The 24,197-nt window shown below is 40.2% G+C and carries 17 protein-coding genes and 2 pseudogenes; 14 read left to right on the top strand and 5 right to left on the bottom strand.

Annotated elements, in window-relative coordinates; all coding sequences use genetic code 11:
• From gmtZ to EGC86_RS18335, 4 genes are all read left to right on the top strand, one after another.
• Positions 1-2,962: gamma-mobile-trio integrase GmtZ (gene gmtZ / locus EGC86_RS18350; protein WP_123778507.1), on the top strand; the 2,962-nt coding region annotated here is incomplete at its 5' end.
• Between the two features lies 1 nt (position 2,963).
• A complete protein-coding gene (gmtX, locus tag EGC86_RS18345; RefSeq protein WP_123778506.1) occupies positions 2,964-3,587 on the top strand; it encodes a gamma-mobile-trio protein GmtX in 624 nt (207 codons plus the stop codon).
• Positions 3,588-3,608: 21 nt separating this feature from the next.
• Positions 3,609-4,100, top strand: a complete 492-nt coding sequence (gene greB / locus EGC86_RS18340) for a transcription elongation factor GreB (RefSeq protein ID WP_123778505.1) — start codon at positions 3,609-3,611, stop codon at positions 4,098-4,100.
• Positions 4,101-4,256: 156 nt separating this feature from the next.
• Positions 4,257-4,454, top strand: a complete 198-nt coding sequence (locus EGC86_RS18335; protein ID WP_123778504.1) for a hypothetical protein — start codon at positions 4,257-4,259, stop codon at positions 4,452-4,454.
• A gap of 240 nt (positions 4,455-4,694) precedes the next feature.
• On the opposite strand, the gene EGC86_RS20990 is transcribed toward EGC86_RS18335, so the two are convergent.
• Together EGC86_RS20990 and EGC86_RS18325 are read right to left on the bottom strand one after the other, a co-directional pair.
• Positions 4,695-5,018, bottom strand: a complete 324-nt coding sequence (locus EGC86_RS20990) for a hypothetical protein (RefSeq protein ID WP_207893058.1) — start codon at positions 5,016-5,018, stop codon at positions 4,695-4,697.
• A 309-nt stretch (positions 5,019-5,327) separates the two neighbouring features.
• Entirely contained in the window at positions 5,328-5,666 is a 339-nt protein-coding gene (locus EGC86_RS18325) for a cytosolic protein (RefSeq protein WP_123778515.1), read from the bottom strand.
• 834 nt (positions 5,667-6,500) lie between these two features.
• Between EGC86_RS18325 and EGC86_RS18320 the strand changes: the two genes are divergently transcribed.
• Both EGC86_RS18320 and EGC86_RS18315 read left to right on the top strand, forming a co-directional pair.
• Positions 6,501-6,932, top strand: a complete 432-nt coding sequence (locus EGC86_RS18320) for a hypothetical protein (protein WP_123778503.1) — start codon at positions 6,501-6,503, stop codon at positions 6,930-6,932.
• Positions 6,919-7,287 (top strand): hypothetical protein, encoded by a 369-nt coding sequence (locus EGC86_RS18315; RefSeq protein WP_123778502.1) that lies wholly within the window; start codon positions 6,919-6,921, stop codon positions 7,285-7,287. Before EGC86_RS18320 ends, EGC86_RS18315 begins: the two co-directional genes overlap by 14 nt.
• Positions 7,288-7,582: 295 nt before the next feature.
• Here EGC86_RS18315 and EGC86_RS18310 read toward each other — a convergent pair whose 3' ends face one another.
• Together EGC86_RS18310 and EGC86_RS18305 are read right to left on the bottom strand one after the other, a co-directional pair.
• The gene (locus tag EGC86_RS18310) at positions 7,583-8,650 is read right to left on the bottom strand and encodes an IS91 family transposase (RefSeq protein ID WP_123778501.1); all 1,068 of its coding nucleotides are present in this window, start codon (positions 8,648-8,650) and stop codon (positions 7,583-7,585) included.
• Positions 8,647-9,546, bottom strand: a complete 900-nt coding sequence (locus tag EGC86_RS18305; RefSeq protein ID WP_123778500.1) for a tyrosine-type recombinase/integrase — start codon at positions 9,544-9,546, stop codon at positions 8,647-8,649. The genes EGC86_RS18310 and EGC86_RS18305 overlap by 4 nt, the downstream gene beginning before the upstream one ends.
• A gap of 220 nt (positions 9,547-9,766) precedes the next feature.
• On the opposite strand from EGC86_RS18305, the gene EGC86_RS18300 reads away from it, so the two are divergent.
• Positions 9,767-10,630, top strand: a complete 864-nt coding sequence (locus EGC86_RS18300) for a hypothetical protein (protein ID WP_123778499.1) — start codon at positions 9,767-9,769, stop codon at positions 10,628-10,630.
• A 152-nt stretch (positions 10,631-10,782) separates the two neighbouring features.
• Complete coding sequence (locus EGC86_RS18295) at positions 10,783-11,628, top strand: hypothetical protein (RefSeq protein WP_123778498.1); 846 nt, start codon at positions 10,783-10,785, stop codon at positions 11,626-11,628.
• Between the two features lie 503 nt (positions 11,629-12,131).
• Here EGC86_RS18295 and EGC86_RS18290 read toward each other — a convergent pair.
• Entirely contained in the window at positions 12,132-12,338 is a 207-nt protein-coding gene (locus tag EGC86_RS18290; RefSeq protein WP_123778497.1) for a helix-turn-helix domain-containing protein, read from the bottom strand.
• Between the two features lie 130 nt (positions 12,339-12,468).
• Here EGC86_RS18290 and EGC86_RS18285 point away from each other — a divergent pair, with 130 nt between their 5' ends.
• The 6 genes and pseudogenes from EGC86_RS18285 to EGC86_RS20985 all read left to right on the top strand — a co-directional run bounded on the left by EGC86_RS18285 (position 12,469) and on the right by EGC86_RS20985 (position 23,545).
• Positions 12,469-13,005: a response regulator gene (locus EGC86_RS18285; protein ID WP_123778496.1), complete on the top strand. Its 537-nt coding sequence runs from the start codon at positions 12,469-12,471 to the stop codon at positions 13,003-13,005.
• Between the two features lie 5 nt (positions 13,006-13,010).
• Positions 13,011-14,429, top strand: a complete 1,419-nt coding sequence (locus EGC86_RS18280; RefSeq protein WP_123778495.1) for a DEAD/DEAH box helicase — start codon at positions 13,011-13,013, stop codon at positions 14,427-14,429.
• 164 nt (positions 14,430-14,593) lie between these two features.
• Positions 14,594-14,811 (top strand): annotated as a pseudogene (locus tag EGC86_RS21110) (diguanylate cyclase); the annotation flags it as partial.
• 341 nt (positions 14,812-15,152) lie between these two features.
• Positions 15,153-21,983, top strand: coding sequence for a SpvB/TcaC N-terminal domain-containing protein (locus tag EGC86_RS18270; RefSeq protein WP_123778494.1), 6,831 nt, complete (start codon positions 15,153-15,155; stop codon positions 21,981-21,983).
• 2 nt (positions 21,984-21,985) lie between these two features.
• Positions 21,986-22,327, top strand: coding sequence for a hypothetical protein (locus EGC86_RS18265; protein ID WP_123778493.1), 342 nt, complete (start codon positions 21,986-21,988; stop codon positions 22,325-22,327).
• A 244-nt stretch (positions 22,328-22,571) separates the two neighbouring features.
• A pseudogene (locus tag EGC86_RS20985) lies at positions 22,572-23,545 on the top strand (transposase).
• Positions 23,546-24,197 lie beyond the last annotated feature (652 nt).

The following is a 24,197-nucleotide window of genomic DNA, read 5'->3' as shown; positions in this document are numbered from 1 at the left end:
GCAAAACTGGCCAACATTTCTGAACACAAGTAATAAGTTTTATTCCACCCTCACCGAAGCCCAGCAAGCCACACAAGCATTAGCCATATCATCAAGTAGCCAATACCAACAGCGCTACCGTGAAGACTCATGCTTACCGAGTAACCCGAATGAAGTCTATGCTAACGAATGGCAAAACTGGGCAACATTCTTATTACCGGAAAACATAGAGAAAATCGAATGTTTAAAACAAGCCTGTAAAGCTCTTGGCATCAAAGGCTCTCAACAATATAAGCAGATACGAAAGCAATACAAACAATTGCCAGCTCACCCAGATAGAAAGTTTAAGGACTGGATAGATTGGTATGATCTATTAGATATCCCACAGCCATACATTTACCACGATCTACGAGAAATAGTGATAAGGCACAAATGCCTTACTCTCGGTGATTATAGAATTATGCGGGCCAAGTTAAATGATCCCCATATCCCAGCATCCCCAATAGAACTCTATAAAAACAGCGGTTGGAGTAACACGTATGACTTTTTTGGAACACCTAGACCCTATCAGGTTAAGTACTATACTCCTGAATGGAAAAAGTGGGCTGACTCAATAACTGAGTTCTTAAAGTCTGCGAAAGGCTCCAACACAAAAGCTAAAGACTTGTGTGAATTTGTCCGTGAATATATTGAACCCAATGGATTCGAAACCTCACCGGTAGAATACCTCACACGTGGGAAAACCAATATTCAGTCCATGCTTTCACTTTTTGAGGAAGTGACGGTAATTCGTAAGAAAAAATGGCTCTACTCAATAAATGAATTTCTAGATTGGATTATTGTTAACTTCTTGACGATTGAAGATTCTGAAACTGGAGAAGTATCTAGAATTAAAGGAGCAAAGAACCCATTTTCTCATATCAGTTTCGACGGTGAGCAAGCTCCACAATCGATGAATGAGACTAATAAACTTGCCTTACCTTATCAATTTGTAAAAAGTGCCCGAGAGTGGATATTGCCTCACGATTCAATGGCAAAAAACACCAGTTTTTCAGATCTTGCTTATCTTCATCGATTCTCTGCTGATTGGGTAATAATTGACGATCTGTCTCTTATTAATAAGAATGATCCAGATTGTGTTACTAAAACTGAAGGAGGAAAAACTTACCTTTGGCTCCCCATTTATTGGGTATATACCTATGCATTGATGCAGCTTCCTGCAAGAGGTAGGCAGATAGTATATTGCGACTCCGGCGAAGCTGATTCTGAAATAGCAGAGATTAAAAATGGCAAACTAGTTTGGAAACGTAACAAAAATAAATTAGCTGGTTCTACTCTCCGACAAGGAATGATCAGTAAAACAAAAGATAATGATTTTGGCGTTTACTACACCTCAAATAAAACCCATTTTAATGGCCAAGGTTATGCCATACCATTCATGCCTCAGGAGCTTGCTTATTGGCTAATAAAACTAAGAAAGTGGCAAGAAAATTACAACCCGATTGAACGACCAACCCAATGGTTAGAATGCGACAGAACAAACTTAAATGAAATCCAGAGAAAACAGAAAGGAATTAACTGTTTTCTATTTAGAGATTATCGAGAAAAAGAGCCCGGCACCTTTGGAGGTCGCTTAGCCTTCAGGCTTGCAGCTGCACTTTTTTTCTCATCTAAAGATCAATTAGCCTCCGCTACTTATGCAGGGCAAACTTTCAATGAATGTCACCAAAAACTAGAGCTACAACAGAGTATCACGTTGTCTCATTTTAAGTCTGAATATACGCCTCACTCTATGCGTGTTAGCTTAATAAACGCTTACGCTTATGAGTTTGGCATGCCAATTGAGATCATAATGAAGCTCGTCGGGCATTCATCTATTGTTATGGCTATTTACTATTTAAAAAGTGATAAAACAGGAATAAATATTAGAGATCGGATGCAACTTGGTGAAAAGCAGGCTTTAAACAAAGGTGCAGAGACATTAAGAAGCTTTGTAGAACAGCAGCGAATTGAAGAGTGCAAGCAACAACTATTTGCTAATAACTCAGACTTCTTACAGTCATTAAATAACGGTCGACCCGCATCTAGTTATCTATTCAAAGATTTTGGTATTTGTCCGGTTGGTGGAGCCTTCTGTTGTGAGGGTGGAGCACCAGTTGTAATGAAAACTAACATTTATCACCCAGTAACAGCAGGTTACCTTGGAGAGCAAAATTGCATAAAATGTCGATTTTTTATCACAGGACCAGCGTTTATGATGGGGCTTGCGGCACTTTTTAATGAAGTGAGTTTAGCAGTTAATACCCAGTCACATCGATATATAGCATTAGAGAATCAGTTAAATGAAACCATCACAAAAATTGAAGTCATTTCCCATCAGGTGTATCAGCGAGATTTCAAGATAACCGACCAAAAAACGTTAGAAACTGAAAAACAACAGCTTCAATCACACAGGCGAAAACTCAACTCTGAAATCGAGACTAGGGCTAAAAAAATGGATTTATATATGTCTGATATGAACGCCATTAACAAACATCTTCACGGCTGCAAAAAAATTATAAATCAACAGCATAATACTGACGACAGTAAGCTGCAGCTAATAGTCCCACATGAAATTGAAATTAGCTTTGAGTTTGATGAGGTCAGTGGCTTTCAGCAATTATCAGAGGTTTGTGAGAATGCCGAACTATTTCATAGCTGTAGCGACGAATTAGCCGTGACAAGGCGAAGCCAGTCGCTGGATAGAATGCTACTTAACAACGGTATTCGCCCACAGTTCGTCTCCTTATCTGAAGAACAGCAACTCATTGTTGGTAATCAAATGACCCAACTTATGCTTTCAAGACTACAAAGCTGGGAGAAGGTCGATAGGCTAATTAATGGCAATCTGGCGCTAAACGACTTAGATCAAGATGAAGAGCTTTCCTCAAGTGATATAAAACAATTGTTCGCAAACTCTATACCTTTAAAATGGATATCTTAGCATGACAGAAATATCTACTAATACGGTACTTGATCAACTAAAAAAGCAAAAATCATCTCGCGTTCAAAACTCATTAGATGCCATTTTTAAAATCTGCACAGAACAACAGGAACGCGGCTTAAACGAGTTTAGCTATTCGACCATAGCTCGCCTTGGGAAAGGGCGCGGTGTACCTACAGCACAAAGTATTCGCAACAAGACAGGGGAACCATACCAAACACTCATCACTAGCTTTGCAAAGGCAACGGAAAAACCTAAAAACAGTAATCCCCATGCGAGTAAAAGTAAGAGTTACACATGGATAGATGAGCTAAAGGATCCCGTAGTTAAACTACAAGCCAATATTCTCTACTCCCAAAAAATTGCAGCTGAAAAATTGGTAAAAGAGATTACGCCAATTGACCAAGTTATAGAAATATTTGACGGTTATTCATCAGCATCTGCTGTTACAAAACTGACCGATTTGGAGCGAGATGCTTTAGAGCATCTTATATCCACCGAGTTTATGCGAACACAACGATTGGAACTGGGCCCAAATGGCAGTATATTAACAGCTAATAAAAAAGAGAGATTTTTCCCTGTTGCAACGTTAGATGCTATTAAAAAAGCATTGCAGCATTTGTAAGCAAGGGCTAGGAACACCAAGTTGAAAACCAACCTAATCACCCTAGAAGGGTTAGAAAAACTCAATAAAGAGCTGAATTACCTTTGGCGAGAGTACAGGCCCGAGATCACCAAAAAGGTAGCGTGGGCTGCCAGCCTTGGAGATCGCTCAGACAATGCTGACTACAAAGAGAATAAGCGTCTACTCAGACAGATAGATTCTCGTGTTAGGTTCCTTAGAAAACGCATTGAAGCAGTTAAAGTTGTTGATTATTCTCCTCAACAAGACGGCAAGATTTTCTTTGGTGCCTGGGTAGAGATTGAAAATGATGATGGTGAAACAAAAAAGTTTCGCATCGTTGGTCCTGATGAAATCTATGGCAGAAATGATTATATTTCTATCGATGCACCTATGGCCCGGGCGCTTTTAAAAAAGGAAGTCGATGATGAGGCTATAGTGAAAACCCCTAAAGGGGGCCAAACTTGGTATGTTAATTCGATTTCTTATCTTCAAAACGAAATTAAGAATGAGTAATTTCGTTAAAGTAATTTGTAGGTGCCGGTAAACAACATAGTTTACAAAGGAACAATAAAATCTGACCGAGCATATTCTTAATGCTGGTTTAATCGCTAGTCTGCTGAGGGATATTGACTCGCTTTTGTCCAGGAATTAGCTAGAGCATGTAACTAGGTGGCCAAATTAACTATGCCACTACATAGAGTATTTAGGCAATTCGGATTCGATAATGAAGAAGAGAAAAAAAATGGCGCACTTAAAGAAAATGGTATTGCTTCTTCAGAATTTGTAGCTCAGATGCTTAATCAAATAAATGCTGGGACACACGCATTAACAGATGACGGTATGCTAGTAAAAATTGGGTCAGTGTAAACCCTTAACCTGGCAGACAGAAAGCCTCTCGCGGCCCCAAACTAGCTCTATTGGAAGCATCGTTAGTACGTCTCAGTTTGCCATACACCTTCAAACGCAAATTGTTACTTTAAGAGCTTTAACTCTAAAGCATTTCTGCCCCAAAGTGAGTTACAAGCGATCCAAAGTCATTCTGAATGGGGCGCAAAGCATCGTAAATATAAGGGTTTATGGTTGAACATAATGAAAATTATGCAAGCACTACAGATCATCAATATCAACGTCGATTTCAGGTTGGTTTAATCTTGATTTGATCAACTCAACTTGCCTTTTCTTATCTTCTGCCTCTGATTTAGCAAATCGCTCGTTAAATTCAGTAAATTCGGGCGCTGTATCCTCATAACGCTGAATGGGAGGCCACAACACATCGAGCAAAATCGCATAGCTGTCTTTGTAGTCGTCTGTCAGTTCTTCAGCTATAGCAAGTGCATGGGCGTACTCTTTGGGAGTAACAATCCCTTCGTGACCAAACGGTAAATCGTTCTGTAATTCCTTAGCAAGAAACTTAATTTTTTTAATATCCACTGTGCAAACCTCTAGAACTATGGGTTAAGTTGAAGGAAAACCAAAGGAGTTATTTGGTAATTTTATGTTCTTTTAGAGCAAAAGCGGCTGTTTTAAAACACTTTTCACATAAGTCGAAGTGATAAATATTACCATCCTCCTGAGAGTCATATCCAAATCAAGCACTCAGCTCAACGAACTCAGCGCATCTATTTCCATGCACTTCAATCATAACGGTTTCCTCCCAAACATCACAAATTCTATTAACTTCGGTTTGCCCATTCCTTGCTAGGGATGCCAATTCGCCGATTTCAACTTACTGAATAATTTTCAGTCTATTCGGGTAATAAAGGTTTGCTCGTCATCCACAAAAGCTACAAAGCCGTCGTGATAGATAAATACCCGACCATGCCCCTCAACTAAGCAGGCAAGCTGTGGGTTCAAATCTTCTTCGTTACCCTGTCTTTGATATGTGCCGATATCGGTGATTACGCCGCTGAGAGTAGGCAAATATCTATAAGTTCGCTTTGCTTGATCAACCAGGTTCAATTCGCTGGCGGTAGAGAAGCAAGAGGGTATCGTACCGGCTTCTTCGATAAACATAGTTTTCAGTTCTTCAAAAGCGGTGATCACTAGCCAGTCGATGCCGTTAACATGATGGATAAACATTGAGTTTCTCGGTAATTCTGATGCGGAGATTTTAACATTATCAGGGGCAGAACGTAGTAGAGATTTAGTAATTCTGTGCAATTTACGGTCATTCACTAGGCCAGCTTGAAACACGTCTTTGCCCCGTTCCTTGTTAGAGAACATCCAATTTAAACTTTGCTCGAACTTAGTTATCGCTAATTTATGAAAGCACCATTTTGATATAAATTTATCTACGATTAACATCATAAAATCTTTGCGACAGCATACTGTGTTTTTACACAGTTATAATTCATTTGTGTTAGAACAACAGTGTTGTTTCTCGTTATGTAATTGCGAAAATTCTCGGTTTCACCTAAAAGACAATGCTATCCAATTGAATTAGCTTATTTTTGTTAATATATCTGCTCTACATAACGAGTTTGTATTATTCTCGATTATCTAAATTCTCGCTTTTGCCTAGACTAAAAGGTGATTGATTTGGGTTATTTAAGCTGATAAGTTACTAAAATTATTAATAATTAAAGCAGTATGGATGTTGAGTTTTGGTGAGCTTCTCAGGATGTTTATCGGAATTCTCGCTAATATGCTGTTGAACTAAGCCGCTGCGCGGAGCCAAATGCTGACTCAATCGAGTGTATTAACCTCATCGAATCAGTTAGATTTAAAAAAGATGTGATGGAACATCATAATGACAAGGGAATTTCAATGAAATACGTACAAACCAAGCCATATTACCCGTTCAAAACTGCTCTACAGCTCAGAACCAGCATCAAAAAAAGCAAATTCCTATAGCATAAGCGTACCAATTAACCTGGACTCGGCAACGGCCAAGTCCAACAAGCGGTTTATGCCATGCAAACAGCGCAACGCACAAATACTAAAACGTTAGCTTTTAAGGAGTATTCATTGAATGGTTCAATAGGTGGTTGGGAAATTTTCGACCATATAAAAGTAATCGCTTTCGAGGGAAGTGTTCTGGCATTTTATCCTTCAATTGAAGAGTGGGAACCTTTAATCCAAGTGAAATTTACAAGGGACGAAAAAGCAGCGCCAGGTCGAATTCTCCGATTTAATAGTAACGAAGAATCAGCTTCATTAGAATTTACAAATTGGCACCTTAATGAAAAACTTACCATGAATGGTCCTCATGAAATAGGTCAGTTAGAGTCAGGGGAAAAAGTATCACTATTTATTACGCACCAGTACATTGAAGAGGAAGAAGGAATTGAGGCTCATAGTTTAGAATTTCAATTTATGAGCGGAGGCGAGGATGAATTCTGCTAAAAAAGGAAAGTTTGTAGCTTCTAAAGTTTTGTTCAAAGAAGAGTGTGAGAATTTGGATCACACTCTAATTAAAATTTCAGAAGAAAAACTCAGGCTAGCATTAAATGAGTATGAGGATACAGTCCAATCTCGTAACTCATGGCTTGCTCCGTTAGGTGTATTGATTACTCTTTTAACCGCATTAGCGACCACTGATTTCAAGTCTGCTTTATCGCTATCAAAAGATACATGGTATGCACTATATATTGCAGGCTCAGTAATTTCATTGTTCTATTTTGTAAAGGCAGTTCATAAATCTCTTAAATGTAATACGACTTTAGACGGGCTAATCTTGAAAATAAAGAATAAAAAATGAAGAATAAAAAATGAAGAATAAAAGCTAACAAATAAGGATAGGCCGCGCGAAGCCGCGTCCTATCCTTATTTGTTGGACAAGCCCGAACACGTGAGATGTGACTCTTTATTATGTAATTAACAGTTCGAAAAAACGCGCTGTTTGATGTGATTGTTAGCTAGCTACTTTTCAGTAGGCAGCAAGTTCCCTTAGCCTCTTTGCTAATTAGTTAACTCGCTATATTTCAGTATCTTAAATTAACCCTCCACGGTATTCAGTTAAGCCATTATCCTTATTATCATTTTCAACATTAGGTTCAGGGTATTAAGTTTGTCGGTCGTTTCACTATGCCCATAAAGCGCATTGGTTGCTGACAACAGGGGCAACGGCGCGTTGCTAATCTGCGCTTTATCTCGGGAATGATTGGAAATACAGCCCCAGCAACCGCCAGCATCAGTTGTATTTGTAGCCTGAGTTTTTTGGCATTGCCTCTGAGTAATCCATAGTCGCGCACTCGTCTTAATCCCTTCGGTAATACGTGTTGCAGTATTAACCAGAGAAATTCAGTAGCGGGTAAGGTTCGTACTTTTGTAGACTGAGTTTGACTGTCTTTATACTCAAAACTAACAAGCCCATCGACATCACTTTTGATGCTTTTGTCTGGCAGTACGCCGCGATAAAGATAGCGTGATAGATATTGCAGTGCAGGCAACCCTTTACCCACATGCTGGCAGTCAACCACCCATTTTTTCGGCAGTGAGGTTGGCAGTTTGATATTCAGTTTTACCAACTGTTCCAGTAAACATGCGCGCCACACTTTAGCTAAATTGAAAGCGTTGAACAGGTATTTGCCCTTATTCTTTTTCCAGTGTTGTTGGGTTTTGTTGAAACTGCCCGCTGGAATAATAAAGTGAATATGCGGATGTAAATCTCGCCGCCGGCTGTGAGTATGCAGCACGCCAGTGAAACCAATATCACCGGCAAGCTTTGGTGAGTTAAGTGCAAAGTCTTTGAGCACACTGGCAGCCACTGAAAACATGGCTGGATAGAGTGCTTCCGGTTGATATTTAGCCACCACACGCAGCTCATATGGCAACGTAAATGTCACCATAAAGTAATCGACAGGTAACAGTTTGGCCTGTTGCTTCGCTAACCAATCTGCCGTGGTGTTGTACTGACACTGGGGGCAACTGCGATGACCACATGACAACGGAAAATCTGCTGTATGAGTACACCCCTGACAAGCCCAGTGGCTAGCTCTTTGGGTGTGAGCGCGGCAACTCAGCATGGCATTAATGGCTTGGCGCATTGATGTTGTTATTTGGCCGTCATAAGCTTGATTAAACACATCAAGATGGTCACGTAAAATATCGATAAACTTCATATGTCACACTCCCACTTCAACACCAAATTATTAGTGAGCTGGTTAACCGACAAGGCCGTGTTTTTACGGGTAATTTGAGTGAGACGTGTATACCTTGCTGTGGTGTTTAGGCTGTTGTGACCGAGCAGGTGTTGTACTGAGCGTAAATCTAATCCTTGCTCTAGCAAATGAGTCGCATAGCTGTGGCGTAAATTATGTGGGCTGATGGATTTGTGAATGTTGCACTCAGAAATCAATTTTTTCATGGCCTTTTGAATACCACCACGGTCCATCAGCGAGTCTGGTTTACCGTCTTTACCGGGAAATACATGCCGAGGATGGCGATGGGTTTGCCAGTAATACCGCAGCGCTAACAATGTGCGTTGTGGTAAAGGTACTAGCCTATCCTTGCCGCCTTTGCCGCCTTTGGCGTCACGAATATGCACCTGCATCAACGCTGAATCGATATCGCCAACCTGTAATGAAATTGCTTCACCGAGGCGCAACCCCATACTGTATAAGGTTAAAAAGCACACTTGATATCGCAGCTTATGGGTGAGGCTAATGACGATTGAGACTTCGGCAGGGGTTAGAATATCCGGTAGGCGTTTGACCTGCGGCGGCTTAACAATGTTGAGCCACTCCCAAGATTGATTAAGGACATACCGGTAGAAAAACTGTAATCCATTACGGTCGAGTTTTACGGTACTCCAGGAGTGAGAGGCAATTAAATCAGCAAAATAACGCTTCAAATCATCGGTTGAAAGGTTATCAGGGCAACAGTCAAAATAAGCACTAATGCGCCTAACGGCGCGACTGTACGCATCGATGGTAGCAGGCCGCTTGCCTTGCAGAGTTAAATTGGTAAGATGTTGTTGATAAAGAAAATCAAAGCGTTGTTGTTCATGAGTTTCCATGGTTATACTCCTAGGTAATGCCAAGGTAGGCAGGGTCTAGTAAGTATTTATGATGGTGAGAAAGATGGGCTTTTATCTTTTCTGCCGCAGAGCGGCTTCGTTCAACAAGGCATTTAAACGGAACAAAAAAACAGTGGGTTACGTTTCGCTTCGCTACACATTTTAACCCACTATTTTTGTCCGCTTAATGCGGCGTTAGATTTTCAAAGGAGCACGCACCATGCCCATAACTGTTCCTGATTCTTCATGGTACAGAGCGAAAAGCTCAGAGGCAGGCGTCGCTTGTTCATGTCCGTATGCAAATGTGCATAAGTGCCATAGATATTATGCAAGCGTGTATATGCTTGGTGAAGTTCGAATGATTACTTCTATTAGTGATGATAAAAAATCAGAGCTAGATGAATTCTGGAATCAATCTGGCTTAGCGCCAGTTATCGCAGAAGAAGACACTGGGGTTAGTGGTTCCGAAGGAAAATCTAGTTCGTTCTCAAATTTTTGTCCAGAAGTTAGTTATAAATATTTCCGGTATTACGCTAGTTACTTATCACGATACGTAGATGAAATTGATAAAGATAGTGGCCAGAGAATTGCTGAAAGAGAAAATATTGAAGGCGATTGGCGATATGAGTGGCAATTTCTAAGTGCTTGCCACTATTTAGAATGTAGCGTCTACGATCAAGTCGATGAATTCAATTCAAAAGGAATAGGTAAATTCGACCAACTGGCACATTCAAATATTGTGGTTTTGATTGGCCGCATGGAAAATTGTTTAGAGAGTAACGATCCTTCTGGTGTGCTTCATGCAGCATCTAATATACTCGAGACAATGGCCAAGGATGTTCTAGGAGATGAAAGGTTAGCTAATCAGACATTAGGAAGTTTCATTGATAAATACAAAAACGAGTCATCTCTTCCCGTAGAAATAAAAAATGTCGTAGGTAACATATATAACCTCAGGAATAAAATGCCTTTATCTGGGCATGGTAGTACAGATACACCGAATATCAATATGCAAGACGCAATAGTAATTGCTGCCACTACAAAGTTTATTGTGGAAATTGAGTACCGAACAAAAATAATCTAACAAATCGTGTCAGTCGGACAGTTTGTTCCGCGGCTTCTTTTGTGCTGGCCGCTACGCTAGCACAAAAAGCCACTCCACAAACTGCCGCTGCACTCAGCGTTAGTTTTAATAATTAAGCGTGCATTTTATCAATTACACTGAGTTGAAAAATAATGAAAGAAAGTAGCTGTAAAGTAGAAAACAGTGCTAAAACCCCACCTAATAATCCTATCAACGGTAAAGTTGTAAAATATTGGTTATTGAAACTAGGCTCTCTACTTTCTGCACACTACGTGATGTTCACCTCTCTTTTGGCTACGATATTTACAATCTTGTGCTATTGGCATGCAGAGTCTGTATTTGAACAGTACGGTTTGAACTTTTTATACTTTGCAAGTATTTCAGATATTTACTCAATTGCACTTTCGACTGGTGTTATCAGCGCAAGTATTTTCAAAGCAATAATCCTCAGCATAATTGTTATGCTCGCTGTGAGTATTCCTAAAGCTAATATTCAACTCAAACAGTCGGGGAAATTTGGGAAAGTATTAAAGTGGCTATATATATTAATGCTAATATTACTATGTATAACCTTCTACTTCATCTTGTCGCAGAAACACCAAGAGCAAATGACACGCCCCCTTGAACCTGAAATAAACAAACAAGTCGCTAGATACACCTTACTAAGTAGTGATAGTCCATCAGGGCGAGGGTGTGTGGGAATAATTTCTGGCACTACAAGCAATATAATCACTTGGAACTATAAAGAAAACCAAGTAGAAATCATTCCACGATCTAGAGTGACCCGGACTGATTTAATGCTACGTGCACCTATGAAGTATGTTCCAAATTTTATTAAAAGAGGCCAATCTCAGTCTGAGCGACTGCAAGAATTGAAATGGATTAAAGCAAATAATCTAGAGTGGACAAAGCTACTGAAGAAAAAGTGTAATGAAACCGTTGAGTTACACCCGATGCTTGAGAAAGAAATAGCCAGAATTAATAATTATTTAAATTAGTGCGGCGTTATATGCCTAAGGAAATAGTGTCACTAATATGGATATTATTCTCAAATTTACCATTTTAGGTTTTCTAATTTTCTTTGCTGGTTTCCTTATGTTTCAAACTTATATAAAGGAAGTCAAAAAGATTGATATTGATAACATTGGGTGGTGGAAATTCAATATGATACTAAGAGGATCTGCGCTTGTACTTTTCTTCAGTATGATGCTTTCAGTAACAGGTTTAACTATGGTAGTGTTCTTTGGTAAACCTTTAATAGAGTCTTACTTTTAGTGTTAATCGGCATATAACAAGCTAATAAACTAGGACAAAAAACAGTTTGCTGTTTTCGTTCCTCAACATTTTAGCAAACAATTTTTTACCTGTTATTAGGGCGTTAATCCATAGAAATTTTAATCCTAAACTTACGAATTAGATTTGGAAACCTAGCTCGTTTCTGTCCAAATACGAGTTACAGACTATTCTAATGACTGGTGTTTAGGTACTGTAATATTTATCGTCAAGGAAGTAACTCCTTTACATCACATCCAAGCACTTCGGCTAACTGGTACACCTTTTCAAGCGTTATATTGACTTCACCACGCTCAATTCTTCCCGCATAACTGCGATCAATTTCTGCTAATAAAGCCATTTTATCCTGTGATATCCCAAGATCTTTACGTTTAGCTCTTAGTTTGCATCCAAATTGTACGGCTAAGTCTTTCATTTTTAATCTCATTAAAAAGAAAGACTATCTAAAGTTGCGGCTTATAAAGCCACGGACTATAATCCGCAATTATTTTTTATGTCTATCTAACACTCAGAATTAGTGAGCAATAGAGTCTTGCGGGAAAGTTATGTCAAAAGCTTTAATCAAAATAAGTTCAGCGGTACATATAATTCTCCAGGATGAGAGCTTCAATCATTTTCAAGTTATAGAATTACGGGATGAATATCTTGCGGTTTTACAAGACAGTGAAAATGTAAGCCAAGCATACAAATTCATTTATCGACAAATATCTAGATTGGTTAAAAAAGGGCTTTTGAAAAAAGCTATAAGCGAAGACTTAAAAGTGACCACGTATGAGAAGACAGAATTATTCTTCAAAACGAATTTTATTAGCACTATTGATGAGATAAGCCACAAGTCATTATCGCCAAAAAAAGATACTAATGAAGACAAAATTCAGCATCTAGAGCAACGCCTTAAACAATCGGAAGTTGATTTGCTCACCAGTATTGGAGAGTCCGAAGAATATATGCGTTTATATAATTCATTCCCTGAAATGAAAACGCATCTGGAGTCACAATACATGCTTGCTAGAGAAAATAGCTCGAAGTTATTGGGACAGATAAAAGCTATTAAGTCTGTACTCGTGCATCAACAGAAGTAAGTCTAATGCAATTAAGAAAATGGCAGTCAGAGTGCGCCAATCGCGCTCTAGAGTACTTTAATGCCAAACGCCATCACTTCCTTTGTTTGGCAACTCCAGCCGCAGGTAAGACTGTTATGGCTTCAGAAGTCGCTGCTAAGCTGCTTGAGCGAGACCTTATTGATTTTGTACTTTGCTTTTCACCTTCTATAAATATATCCCAAGGCATTAAGTATACTTTTTCTAAACGGTTGAAATGCCGTTTCGATGGCGTCATAGGTGCGATTGGTTGTTCTTATACTTATCAAAGCATGTTGAGTTTTAAAGAAGATTTTTGGCAACTTCTAGAACGAAATCGAGTACTGGTGGTATTTGATGAGATCCATCATTGCTCGGGCAGTTCTCTTGAAGATGCGAATGCTTGGGGGGAAGAGATCTTACTGAATATTCAAAACCAAGCAGAATACACTTTAGCGTTAACAGGTACTCCGTGGCGCTCAGATCAAGCACCTATAGCTCTATCTCGCTATACCGACCCTGATAATCAAATACAGTGTGATTACATTTATGGCTTAAAAGAAGCTGTAACTGACGGTGTATGCCGAAACCCAAAGATTGTCTTAATTGATAATGACGAAATATCGGTTACTGACGAAGATAATGAAACTAAAACGTTTAATAGCCTAGGTGATCTATTCAAAGGTTCAGCAGTTCCTTATCAATCAGTCATAAAAAATGATGATGCTCTCCGGCATATTTTAACCCTAGCAACAGACAAGCTTAAAATCATCAAGAAGGTCAATCCTAATGCCGCAGGGCTTATTGTTTCCTCATCAACAGAGCACGCTGCATATATCTTCAACATGCTTAAAACGGAGTTTAATCAAACCGCTCAAATTGTTACCTATAAAGAAGACGAACCTTCACACAAAATAAATGAATTTCGGAACAGTTCGATCAACTGGATAGTCAGTGTTGGGATGATAAGTGAAGGAACGGATATCCCACGATTGCAAGTATGTTGCCATCTCAGCAGAGTTAAAACCGAGCTCTACTTTAGACAAGTATTAGGTCGAATTTTACGTATGACGACATCAGTTGATCAACAAGCATGGCTATTCACTTTTGCAGAGCCAAAACTTGTTGAATTTGCAAATCGCATAGCAGAAGAAATACCCGATCAGCCTGTAATATTTAGAAACCCCGTAAATGTTAGTCTGTCAGAAATAGTATCGTTAGATAAAAATGAAGTTATGAAAGATTGTATTTCACCTATAGGTAATAACAAACTAGAATTTGGAAGTAGCTATAAACAAAAGCCTTTGCAATCTAATACTCTGGATACAACCAGATCTAAAAATATTATAGGTTTAATATCTCAGTCCTTTGAGATTTTAGGCGGATTTAGAGATAAGGTGGTGTCTACGTTCGATTCGCCTTTCTAAGGCCATAATTTGAATTATGGTGTACCCATTTTTCAACTTTTGTGAGTATTATGGTGTACCCATAATACTCAAGACCGGATTTACATACTTTGCTTCAATTAATAAAATAGATCAGCTTACTAATAATTCTGGTGCTTTTTGGCTCCAAAGAGCGTCTGATGAAAGGCGCCGTTGGTTGTTCTTATACGCATCAAAGTATGCAGTCTTTCAAAGAGAATTTCTGGCAACTATTAAAACAAAATCGGGTGTTCGTGGTATTTGACGAGATCCACCATTGCTCGGGCAGTTCTCTTGAATATGCTAATGCTTGGGGAAAGATCACTTATTGAATATTCAAAGCCAGGCCACCTTAGTGTTAACTGGTTCTCCATGGTGCTCAGATGTGACTTTATATTAAAGTTTGATATTTTTTTTGGCACTTTTGGTGAGGAAACGGGTTAAGGGCTAGCGCATTTCTGCCCCAAAGCATCTTAGGGCTAAGCTATATTGCGCTAGGCTTACTTTCATTTCTTATGCAAAAGCTAATCAATATCCAACTGTTAGCGATATCATTTATTACAAATAAAACAAGTAGCTTTTCAGCATGCGGAGAGTTTTTTGATAGTTATTCAGCTATATAGAGAAATGCTAAAGTAAAACATTTACGAAACTATTCATTTACATGGCTGTGTGTTTTATGTACATTTTTAGCTTCTTATGTAATTCACTACTAATGGACTAGTTATGCCACACCTTATTGTGTATCGGTTTTGTTTATATCTGTTACTCATTTTAAGCTCTTCCTTTTCCATTTCTGCTTATGCAGCACCGATATTTGAACTGCTGTCACCTCCTACATTAACTGGAACTAAGTCGGGTTCATCAGTGCAATTATACTGGTCAATGGGTTGCAGCATAACCTCAGCTAATATTCAAGAGTCACAAGATGGAACGACATGGCAAACTGTTTACGATGGTTTAGGGAATCCTTATGACGGTGGCGTTGTCTCCCGGGTATCAACCCCATCTAGTTTTTCCACGGTTCCCCTCCAGCCTAGCGCTATTGATCTTGTGCTTGGACCAGGACCAACTATATGTACTGGTTGGACAAGCCAAAGAACATTATCTCTATCAGGGAAAACAAAATCAGGTTATTACTATCGAGCTAAAGTGTGTGATAGCAGTGGATGTGGTCGCTATAGTTCAAATGTCTTAGTTGGAAGTGTTAGTTCTGGTGGCGGCAGTCCAAGTAATGGGGTTTTAGCTGACATTTCAACCATTCCAGACTCAACCAACGGCCAAACCTCACCAGCACAAAGCGACTTAGTGGGTGAAATAAAAGGCAATGCCGGCGTTGATGGCGGTGCTTTTTCTTATTCAGTGCCTTTGACAATTGCCCCTGGTCGTAAGGGCGTCCAGCCTAGCTTGTCGCTAAACTACAGCAGTCAATCTGGTGAAGGAATTGCCGGAATGGGCTGGAGTTTATCGGCCAACTCGAGCATTTCCCGTTGCTCATACATATTTGATTTAGATGGTTCAACAGTTAATAGTACCTTTAGTTCAGAAGATAAAATTTGTTATAACGGCAGTCGTTTAGTGGCAGTGGCAGCAAATGCTGGCGGTTCTGTTGGAAACTATGGCTCCTCTGGCACCTTCTATCAAACCGAGCGTGATGGCTCCGTTATTGTGCAGCAATTAGGTGGAACATTAAATAGCAGTGGTGTTTACTTTGTCGCTTCTGAAGTGAATGGCACTCAACACATCTTTGGCCAATCCACAAATAGTCGCATTGTTCCTGCTGGTTTAAGTTTAGCTTCAACGTGGTTGCAAGATACCACCCGTGACAGTCACGGCAATGAAGTCAGTTATCAATATGATGAAGCATCTGCAGGAAATCGTTATCTTCTTGATATCTATTATACCGGTCATAAAGGTGTTTTAGGGACTCGTCATATTCACTTTGACTACAAGACAATTCCTGGCTCTAAAAGTTATCAATGGGGTGGATATAGTGTTCATGATAGGCAATTAATGAACATTTCAATGAACATTGAAGGGCAAGAAAAAGCCATGTGGTTGTTAAATTACCAGGCTCCGACCTCATCTTTAAATGATGCTGTTGTGTTAGATAATTTGGAATATTGTGATGCAAGTAATAACGATTGTTTAAAAACGGAATTCACTTGGTTTTACCGTCAATATCAACACAGCTTACGAACCAGTCACTCCCTATCAAGTATTACGGATAACTATACCGTAGGATTAAAAGCGATACAGGATGCTGACTATGATGGTGATGGTGTTGCTGATTTATCTATTCCATTGGATGGTATTTATTTGTCACGTACTGGGAGCAAAATCACTTACCAAAGCCTGCCTGGTATCAGTAGTCGTCAATGGGCTGGAAACGCCAATGGCGATGGTGTCCTTTCTGAAAATGAGAAAAGTTCAAACGTTATTACGGGCACTATAGATTACGATTTAGATGGCTCTGATGATTTTGTCTACACTAACAGTGCTTCGCAATTAGTTTTTACCAGCTTTAACATTAACGGTAGTGTTAAGAGCACTTACAATTCAGCTATTAGCGCGACATGTTACACCACTATTTATCGTGATATTGGCGATAAATTTTGTTCAAGCCATGCGGTTGATATCAATGGCGACGGCCGTAAAGATATCTTACTCGCGACGAATAAACAGACTGGTTCTAGCAACTATATTGTTACTTATAAAGCTTATCTGCGAAATGCCTCAGGTGCTGGTTTTAGTTACAAAGGCAGCTTTACTGCACAGGCCAAAGAACCGCTTATTCCGATGGATGTGGATGGTGACGGTGTATTGGATTTGGCGCCAAGTCAATTCCATAAATCATTAAAATGGTACAAAATTGGCTTCAACTCATCAAATGCTGTCACATTTACGGAGAAAAACACCACATTTAACATTAACGTCGACGCTGTTCATCGTTCTAAACCGAGCCGTTGGGTTGATTTAAATGGCGATGGGCTCAGCGATATTTTGACGTTGAACAAAGTAAACAGCAATGACCGTTTTTACACCCGTTATATTATTTTCAATAAAGGCAATGGATTATTTGAAGCACCTGTTAATACAGGGATAAAAGAACTCGCATGGACTGTCAGTGGTGGTAATTTTTCTAAAGACCCTGTTTATGGTGGCCCGAGCGGTTACGTCTATGAAAACTATATTCAATTTATCGATTATAATGGTGACGGACGTCAAGATATCCTTTATCCGGATGTATCTCGTAAAAAGTACCTGTATGACTGTTGGAGCTGGAGTACTAACGAAGCCTGTGGTGCTGTGGACGGAGCTGATGCTCCCAGATTTTATGACTATGATGTCTGGTACTGGAATGTTTTACTCACCAATCCTGATGGCAAATCTTTTACTAATGTTCAGTTACCTATTTATGGGGCGTTGGCTACATTGTCGCCTATCGATTTAACTGGCGACGGCAGAGTTGATTTTGTCACCGGAATGGGGGTTGAGTCAGACGCCACAAAACGCACTTGGTTTTACGGCTCTAAACAAGGCGGTAAGCCTAGCTCTTATCCCGTCGGATTTACCCTTTTTGCACATGTGGATACTCAAGATACTGTAATTAAGAGTATCAAAACGGGTATGGGGGAAAAATTACAGCTTGGCTACACACAACTTAAAAATCGGTATAGCTCCCCTGTAGGGACTCAATATCCTTATGTTAACTTCACTAACACCATGCGAGTTGTTGCCACGTTAAAAGAAGATAATGGCCTAAATGGGGTTAACAAAACGGAATATAATTATAAAAATGCTCGCTTCCATGTCGCGGGTCGAGGCTATCAAGGTTTTAGTGACATTATTGAAACCAATACTGATGCTCAAAACCTACATACATTAACGACTCAAACCGTTTTTTCACAAACCTTCCCTTGGTCAGGGACCGTTATGAAAAAAACCGTTAAAGACGGTCAACAAAATACTCTTAATGAATACCGAGTTGACGAACTGTCCCCGAGCCAATCGGAATATACTGCAGTTGTTGGTCGTAGTTGGTGTTTCTATCCCAAAAAGACAACGAGCGAAACGAGATCTATCTATCCAAACACTATCGTGTCTACAGTGACAAACACACAAGTTAAAAATCGTTTCTGCCAAACCACTTCATCATCAACTAAAACAGTTGATAGCACCATTGAGCATAATAAAAGCAGTACACAAACTTATACTGATAACGCAGGCTGGTCAGTGCCGACAATCTCAACCGCCAATCAATCGGTTATCTACAAAGCAGCTCACGGTAGTGTCGTGTTAAACCCTGCTAATACCGCAACAAGCCAAAAAACAACGCACACGTATGGCAGTAATGAACAAAGCGTCAAAGCATTGCTTAGCAGTCGTATTGAAGGCACGGGTACATTACAAGGCGTCGCCACCACTACGACCTATAGCAACTATGACCAGTACGGTAATGCAAACAAAGTGAGTGTGGGTGATAGGTACAATCAGGTCGCTATGACTAATGATGGTTATTTTGCCTACAAAACCTTTAATGCCCAGTGGCCGGGCGTTGCAGTGACAACCAATACCTACGACCCGCTAACCGGTCAGGTGTTGACATCTGTTGATATGAATGGGGTGACGACAACCAATCAGGTTAACTTTATTGGCGCACCGCAAAGCTCATCTGTCACCAAAGGCAATATTGTTATTCAACCCACAAGTTATCTTTCTCTACAGTGGGAAACGGGTAACTATGCCTATAAGCAAACCATGCAAGCAGATGGTCAACCACAAGCCGTTACCTATTTCGATAGTCTTGGTCGTCCTGTAAAGCAGGTATCAGATAGTTTTGAAGGCGAAATCACTAGCGAAACCGCGTACGACGCAAGAGGCAATATTGTTAGTGAAACCAAGCCAACAGAAGATTACGGCACCCAAATTACGACACAATTTGAAGGTTATGATGCATTAGGGCGCCCCGCTCGTAAGATTTACGATGATGGCATGGTCAGCTACCAATCAGAATATGACTATGCTGATGGCGTTACGACGAATATTAGTGTTTCTGGCGGGTTAAATGCGTCGATGAGTCGCAGTTATAACAGCCTTGGTCAGCTATTAAGCACTACAGATGCAAAAGGTAATAAAAGTTACTTTGCATATAATGCCGCAGGCTTGCCTGTATTAATCCAAGATGTGCTGGGCAGCCAAATCACCGCCCGCTATGATGATTTAGGCCGCAAGGCATGGTTTAACGACCCGAACATGGGGGTCTGGAACTTTACTTATAATCAATATGGCGAGCTTATAACCCAAAAAGATGCGCGCAATATTACAACCACATTTAGCTATGACAAAGCAGGCCGCCAAACGAGTCAGGCTGGTCAGCAAGCCAGAAGTTGGGTATACGATACTGTCGTGGGTAACGGTAAGCTCTATCGGGCTCAAGTCTATGATAATATTCAAACTCATAGCTATGATACCGCTGGGCGCATTAAGCAAACTGTTACGGCTATTGGTAGCTTAAATTTCACTGAAAAATATGCCTATGACACGCAATTTGGCCGTATTAAAGCCATGCTGTACCCTAGCGGCGAGCATGTAGCCTATCGTTTTGACGACAATGGTTATTTAGTCGAAGATTACCAACGTTTTACTGATGGTTCCGAGCAATCACTGCGCATAATCGATGAGTACAGCGCCTTTGGCAGTATTAACCAACAAACGTTCAGTAACCATTATGTTCAACAGTTTAGCCGTAATTTAGCCGGTTCACCGACGAGTATTTGTACCAGTTCTTCTGGAGGGTGCAGTACTATCGGGGTGCAATACTTAAATTATGATTATGATGGAATGGGTAACTTAGCCTTTCAACACAACGTGATTACCCAGTTCAAAGAAAGCTACAACTATGACGAGCTCATGCGGGTTGATGACTCAACTAAAACGTACAAAGGTATCACCTATACTGCGGTTAATTATGATTATGACGCGGCAGGTAACATTCTTGTCAAAGGCGATTATGGTAGTCAGTATCTCTACGGTAGTGTAGGAAAAGGTGCTGGCGGTAATGCAGGCCCTAACGCCATTAGGCAGTTTATCCGTGGTGGTACAAAAACCTTCACCTATGACAATAACGGTAACAGGCTCATGGGTGATGGCGTAACGTTAAGCTATAACGACCAAAACAAGCCGTTAACGGTAGACCGCAATAATGTAAAAAGTATATTCAGTTACGATGCGAATGGTAACCGCTATAAACAGGTTAAACAGCAAAGCGGTAGTGTGGTATCGACCACGTATTATGTGGGCAGTTTTGAGCGTGAAGTGACCTTAAGCCGTACGGTAGATAAAACCTACATTGGTGACCACACTATTAAGATGAAAGCCCATGTGGGCAGCTTAGGTAATCAATCACCGTTCCAGCACGTACTGCGAGACCACTTAGGCAGTGTCGATACCTTGATGGATGCCAAAACCGGTGCCGTATTACAGCACCGTGGTTATGATGTGTTTGGTCGCCCAAGAGACATTGCATCTGGTAATACATTATTATCTGGTACTAATTGGCAAGGTGTCACTAAGGGCTATACAAATCACGAGCATTTGATTGACCAAGAGCTCATTCATATGAACGGGCGGATATACGATTTCAACATCGGCCGTTTTTTAAGTGTTGACCCGTTTTTGCAGTTCCCAGAGAATAGCCAGAGCGCTAACCCGTATTCGTATATTTTGAATAACCCGATGTCAGGGACAGATCCGACCGGGTATAGCTGTGCAGGTTCAAATCTCGAAAGTGTCTGTGATAGCTATTACAAGGACAATGGTATTGTTACGGAGAGCATGAAGTTAACCAACATGGTCTCTCAAACGTTAAATAACTCAACGTCGAAGACATCTAGTGGTCAAGCAAATAAGTTACAGATGGCTCAAAGTGGAGGCGCAGGTAAACAAGAAAGTAAAGATGTAGGGTTGCAGACTCCGGCGTCGAAGAGTGGTACCAATGTAGGTGGGGGTTTAAGTGGTGCGTATAGTGAGGTTGTCAACTTCGTTGATTGGCTTGCAAATCACTCAAACGACCAACTGAGTCAGGATGATGGTTGGCGAGGTAAAGTATGGAACTTCTTCGCCGAAGACGGCATAAATGCTTTCAACCAATTTTCTGATGGTGAATATGGTGGCGCCATGCTAAGTATGGGCATGGTGCTATTTAAGCCTGCAAAGGCTTATGAGAAATTTGACGTGGGTCTTCATAAGCATCTACAAAGTAAAGTGGAAGGGCTGGATTCGCACCATGTTGGCCAAGCAAAGGTTATGGAGCAATTCATACCTGACTATAACAGAAGAAACGCGCCGGCGATTTTAGTTCCTAGTAGGGGGCATACTAGTCGTGGGCCCAATGGCCGCTTATCAACTAAAACGACCGGTTTTGAAAACGTTAGGCAAGTTGTGGCCAGAGACATTAAAGAGCTAAGGCGAGTTTATCCTGATGTACCCAATAGCCAGCTTCAAAAGTTAATTAGAATGAATAAAGAAATGTACCCGCAGATGGGGGGAAAATAACAATGAAAGCAGAATATTTTGTAACCAAGGTAAAAGGGCTTGTAGTAGAAGATGCTACAGAAGAGTATCGTTCGTTACTAACGAACACCGATATTGCGAGCACTAAGGATGAATACTGGCGTCAAGTGCTAACGCTATACAACGACCTCAACAAAGAACAGCAACTAGTATTACTAAGGATGGTTCGGGAAGTTAGTCTTGATGCTGTATCACAAGTCTTCGGTATTTTAGATGGCTCATCATACTTTGATGGCTCAGGTGTAGGCTTTAATCTCACTAATACTGATGGAGAGATACTAAATGGAGACCTGCAAAGCACCCTATTAGAAGATGAACCCGAATAAAGGTGGCTTAATATCGAGTAGCATTTATAAACAATCGAATTGAGATTTAGCGAGACACCCATAGTTAACAATATTGAGTCCGTCAGTTAAAGTGAATATAAAGCCCGCACCGCGGGCTTTATTGTTTCTGGCCTAAGCAGCCAGCTCGTTATCGTTTGCTTAATAATTAAGATACCCAAGATTGTTGGCTAAATATTGAGCGCTGAACTACGCTTTATTTACCCTTTCCAAACGGTAATTAAAGATGGCCAGACCAAGACAGACAATCGTTAGCATGGAAGATACGCCTTACTATCACTGCTGCTCTTGAGTGGCGCGTAAGGCTTTTTTGTGTGGAATCGATAAATCTACTGGTGATAACTTTGAGCATCGGCGTGAGTGGGTTGATTCACGCATTCTAGAGTTAGCGACCATCTTTGCCATTGATATTTGTGCTTATGCCGTGATGAGTAATCACTTACATGTGGTTATAAAAGTCGATGCTGACAAAGCAAAAAGTGGTCAGATAAAGAAGTGCTAATTCAATGGCACAAGGGCTTTAAAGGTACGTTACTCACGCACAAATACCTTAAAGAGGAAGACCTTAACCAGTTTGAACTTCAAACGGTTAATGAATGCATTACCGAATACCGTAAACGCTTAATTGATATCAGTTGGTTTATACGCTCACTCAGTGAGCCCATCGCCAGAATGGCCAATAAAGAAGATAAGTGCACAGGCAGATTCTGGGAAGGTCGTTTCAAATCTCAAGCACTGCTTGATGAAGGCGCAGTATTAGCCTGTATGGCTATGTAGATTTAAACCCAGTCAGAGCCAATATGGCCGCCACCCCAGAAACCTCAGATTACACCAGTATTCAACGACGTATAAATTCAGCGATGAAAGGCGAGCAACCACCAGAGCTATTACCGTTTGTAGGTAATGAGCGACTCAATATGCCTAACGGGCTCATGTTCAGCGTGAAAGACTACATTTACTGGTTGAAGATACCGGTCGGATTATTCGAGAAGATAAACGTGGCGCCATTAGTTCAAGCAGCCAGGACATACTGAATAGACTAAACATCCCTGCAGAGAATTGGCTTAAAATCACCACTGAATTTGGTGCATTATTTAAAGGTGCTGTTGGGCATTACCTGCCTTAACCGAATACTGTAAGCATTTAGACCGAAAACGACGACAAGGCGCTGAAAACTGCCAGCGTTGGCTGTGCGCTTAAGGATTAATTTCTGAAAAACCACGATCTTGCTTATACTTGATTGATATCAAGATTCTCTGCTGTGCTGAATTTCTCAGATGACCATAAATCACTAATTTAACGATAATATTTTAGTCATATCGATAGAAATTGATGAGTTGAGTACATCAAGCGTAACCCTCGCCAAAGCAATGAAAACGAGTTATGTTACTTGTTCAAATAATGGGTGGCTCGATTTTTCTTTTCGGCTTCCTTAGAGCGGGAGGGAAGATAAATAATACAATCTAGTAGCCCAACTCAAAAAGGGCATCAAGTGAGGTTTAGTACACAACATATAAATGAACCACATTTCCCCATTTTAAACTAGCTAACAATCCAGATCTCACTAGTACAAAGTTGCCATCTTTTGAGGGTTTAGGTGGTTTTAGATAAAAGGTGTGTCTATTGATTTAGTGGAAAATCACTAAAAGGGGTCTGTTCAAAGTGAAATATATACCAGTCAACAACAGGTGCAGAAAATTTAAGTTTACCAATAATGTGACTTACGTCTAAATCAAGCATCATACTATAAAATATCCAATTAATTAATGACTTGACCTATAATCACAAAAGCGGGAGTATGGTTTTTACACAAATACATAAAAAAATGATTGAGTTTTTGTAGAACATAACA

Source organism: Shewanella frigidimarina, assembly GCF_003797125.1.
Classification (GTDB): Bacteria; Pseudomonadota; Gammaproteobacteria; order Enterobacterales; family Shewanellaceae; genus Shewanella; species Shewanella frigidimarina.
The sequence above is the reverse complement of the archived record's forward strand: the minus strand, read 5'-3'. Positions and strand labels throughout refer to the sequence as shown.

What these genes read in the sequence shown, in the direction of transcription:
- EGC86_RS18290 (WP_123778497.1), bottom strand. Translation starts at nt 12,338, where the DNA reads ATGAAAGACTTAGCCGTACAATTTGGATGCAAACTAAGAGCTAAACGT.
- EGC86_RS18320 (WP_123778503.1), top strand. Translation starts at nt 6,501, where the DNA reads ATGCAAACAGCGCAACGCACAAATACTAAAACGTTAGCTTTTAAGGAG.
- EGC86_RS18285 (WP_123778496.1), top strand. Translation starts at nt 12,469, where the DNA reads ATGTCAAAAGCTTTAATCAAAATAAGTTCAGCGGTACATATAATTCTC.
- gmtX (WP_123778506.1), top strand. Translation starts at nt 2,964, where the DNA reads ATGACAGAAATATCTACTAATACGGTACTTGATCAACTAAAAAAGCAA.
- EGC86_RS18300 (WP_123778499.1), top strand. Translation starts at nt 9,767, where the DNA reads ATGCCCATAACTGTTCCTGATTCTTCATGGTACAGAGCGAAAAGCTCA.
- EGC86_RS18305 (WP_123778500.1), bottom strand. Translation starts at nt 9,546, where the DNA reads ATGGAAACTCATGAACAACAACGCTTTGATTTTCTTTATCAACAACAT.
- EGC86_RS18310 (WP_123778501.1), bottom strand. Translation starts at nt 8,650, where the DNA reads ATGAAGTTTATCGATATTTTACGTGACCATCTTGATGTGTTTAATCAA.
- EGC86_RS18265 (WP_123778493.1), top strand. Translation starts at nt 21,986, where the DNA reads ATGAAAGCAGAATATTTTGTAACCAAGGTAAAAGGGCTTGTAGTAGAA.
- EGC86_RS18280 (WP_123778495.1), top strand. Translation starts at nt 13,011, where the DNA reads ATGCAATTAAGAAAATGGCAGTCAGAGTGCGCCAATCGCGCTCTAGAG.
- EGC86_RS18315 (WP_123778502.1), top strand. Translation starts at nt 6,919, where the DNA reads ATGAATTCTGCTAAAAAAGGAAAGTTTGTAGCTTCTAAAGTTTTGTTC.
- EGC86_RS18295 (WP_123778498.1), top strand. Translation starts at nt 10,783, where the DNA reads ATGAAAGAAAGTAGCTGTAAAGTAGAAAACAGTGCTAAAACCCCACCT.
- EGC86_RS18270 (WP_123778494.1), top strand. Translation starts at nt 15,153, where the DNA reads ATGCCACACCTTATTGTGTATCGGTTTTGTTTATATCTGTTACTCATT.
- EGC86_RS18325 (WP_123778515.1), bottom strand. Translation starts at nt 5,666, where the DNA reads ATGTTTATCCATCATGTTAACGGCATCGACTGGCTAGTGATCACCGCT.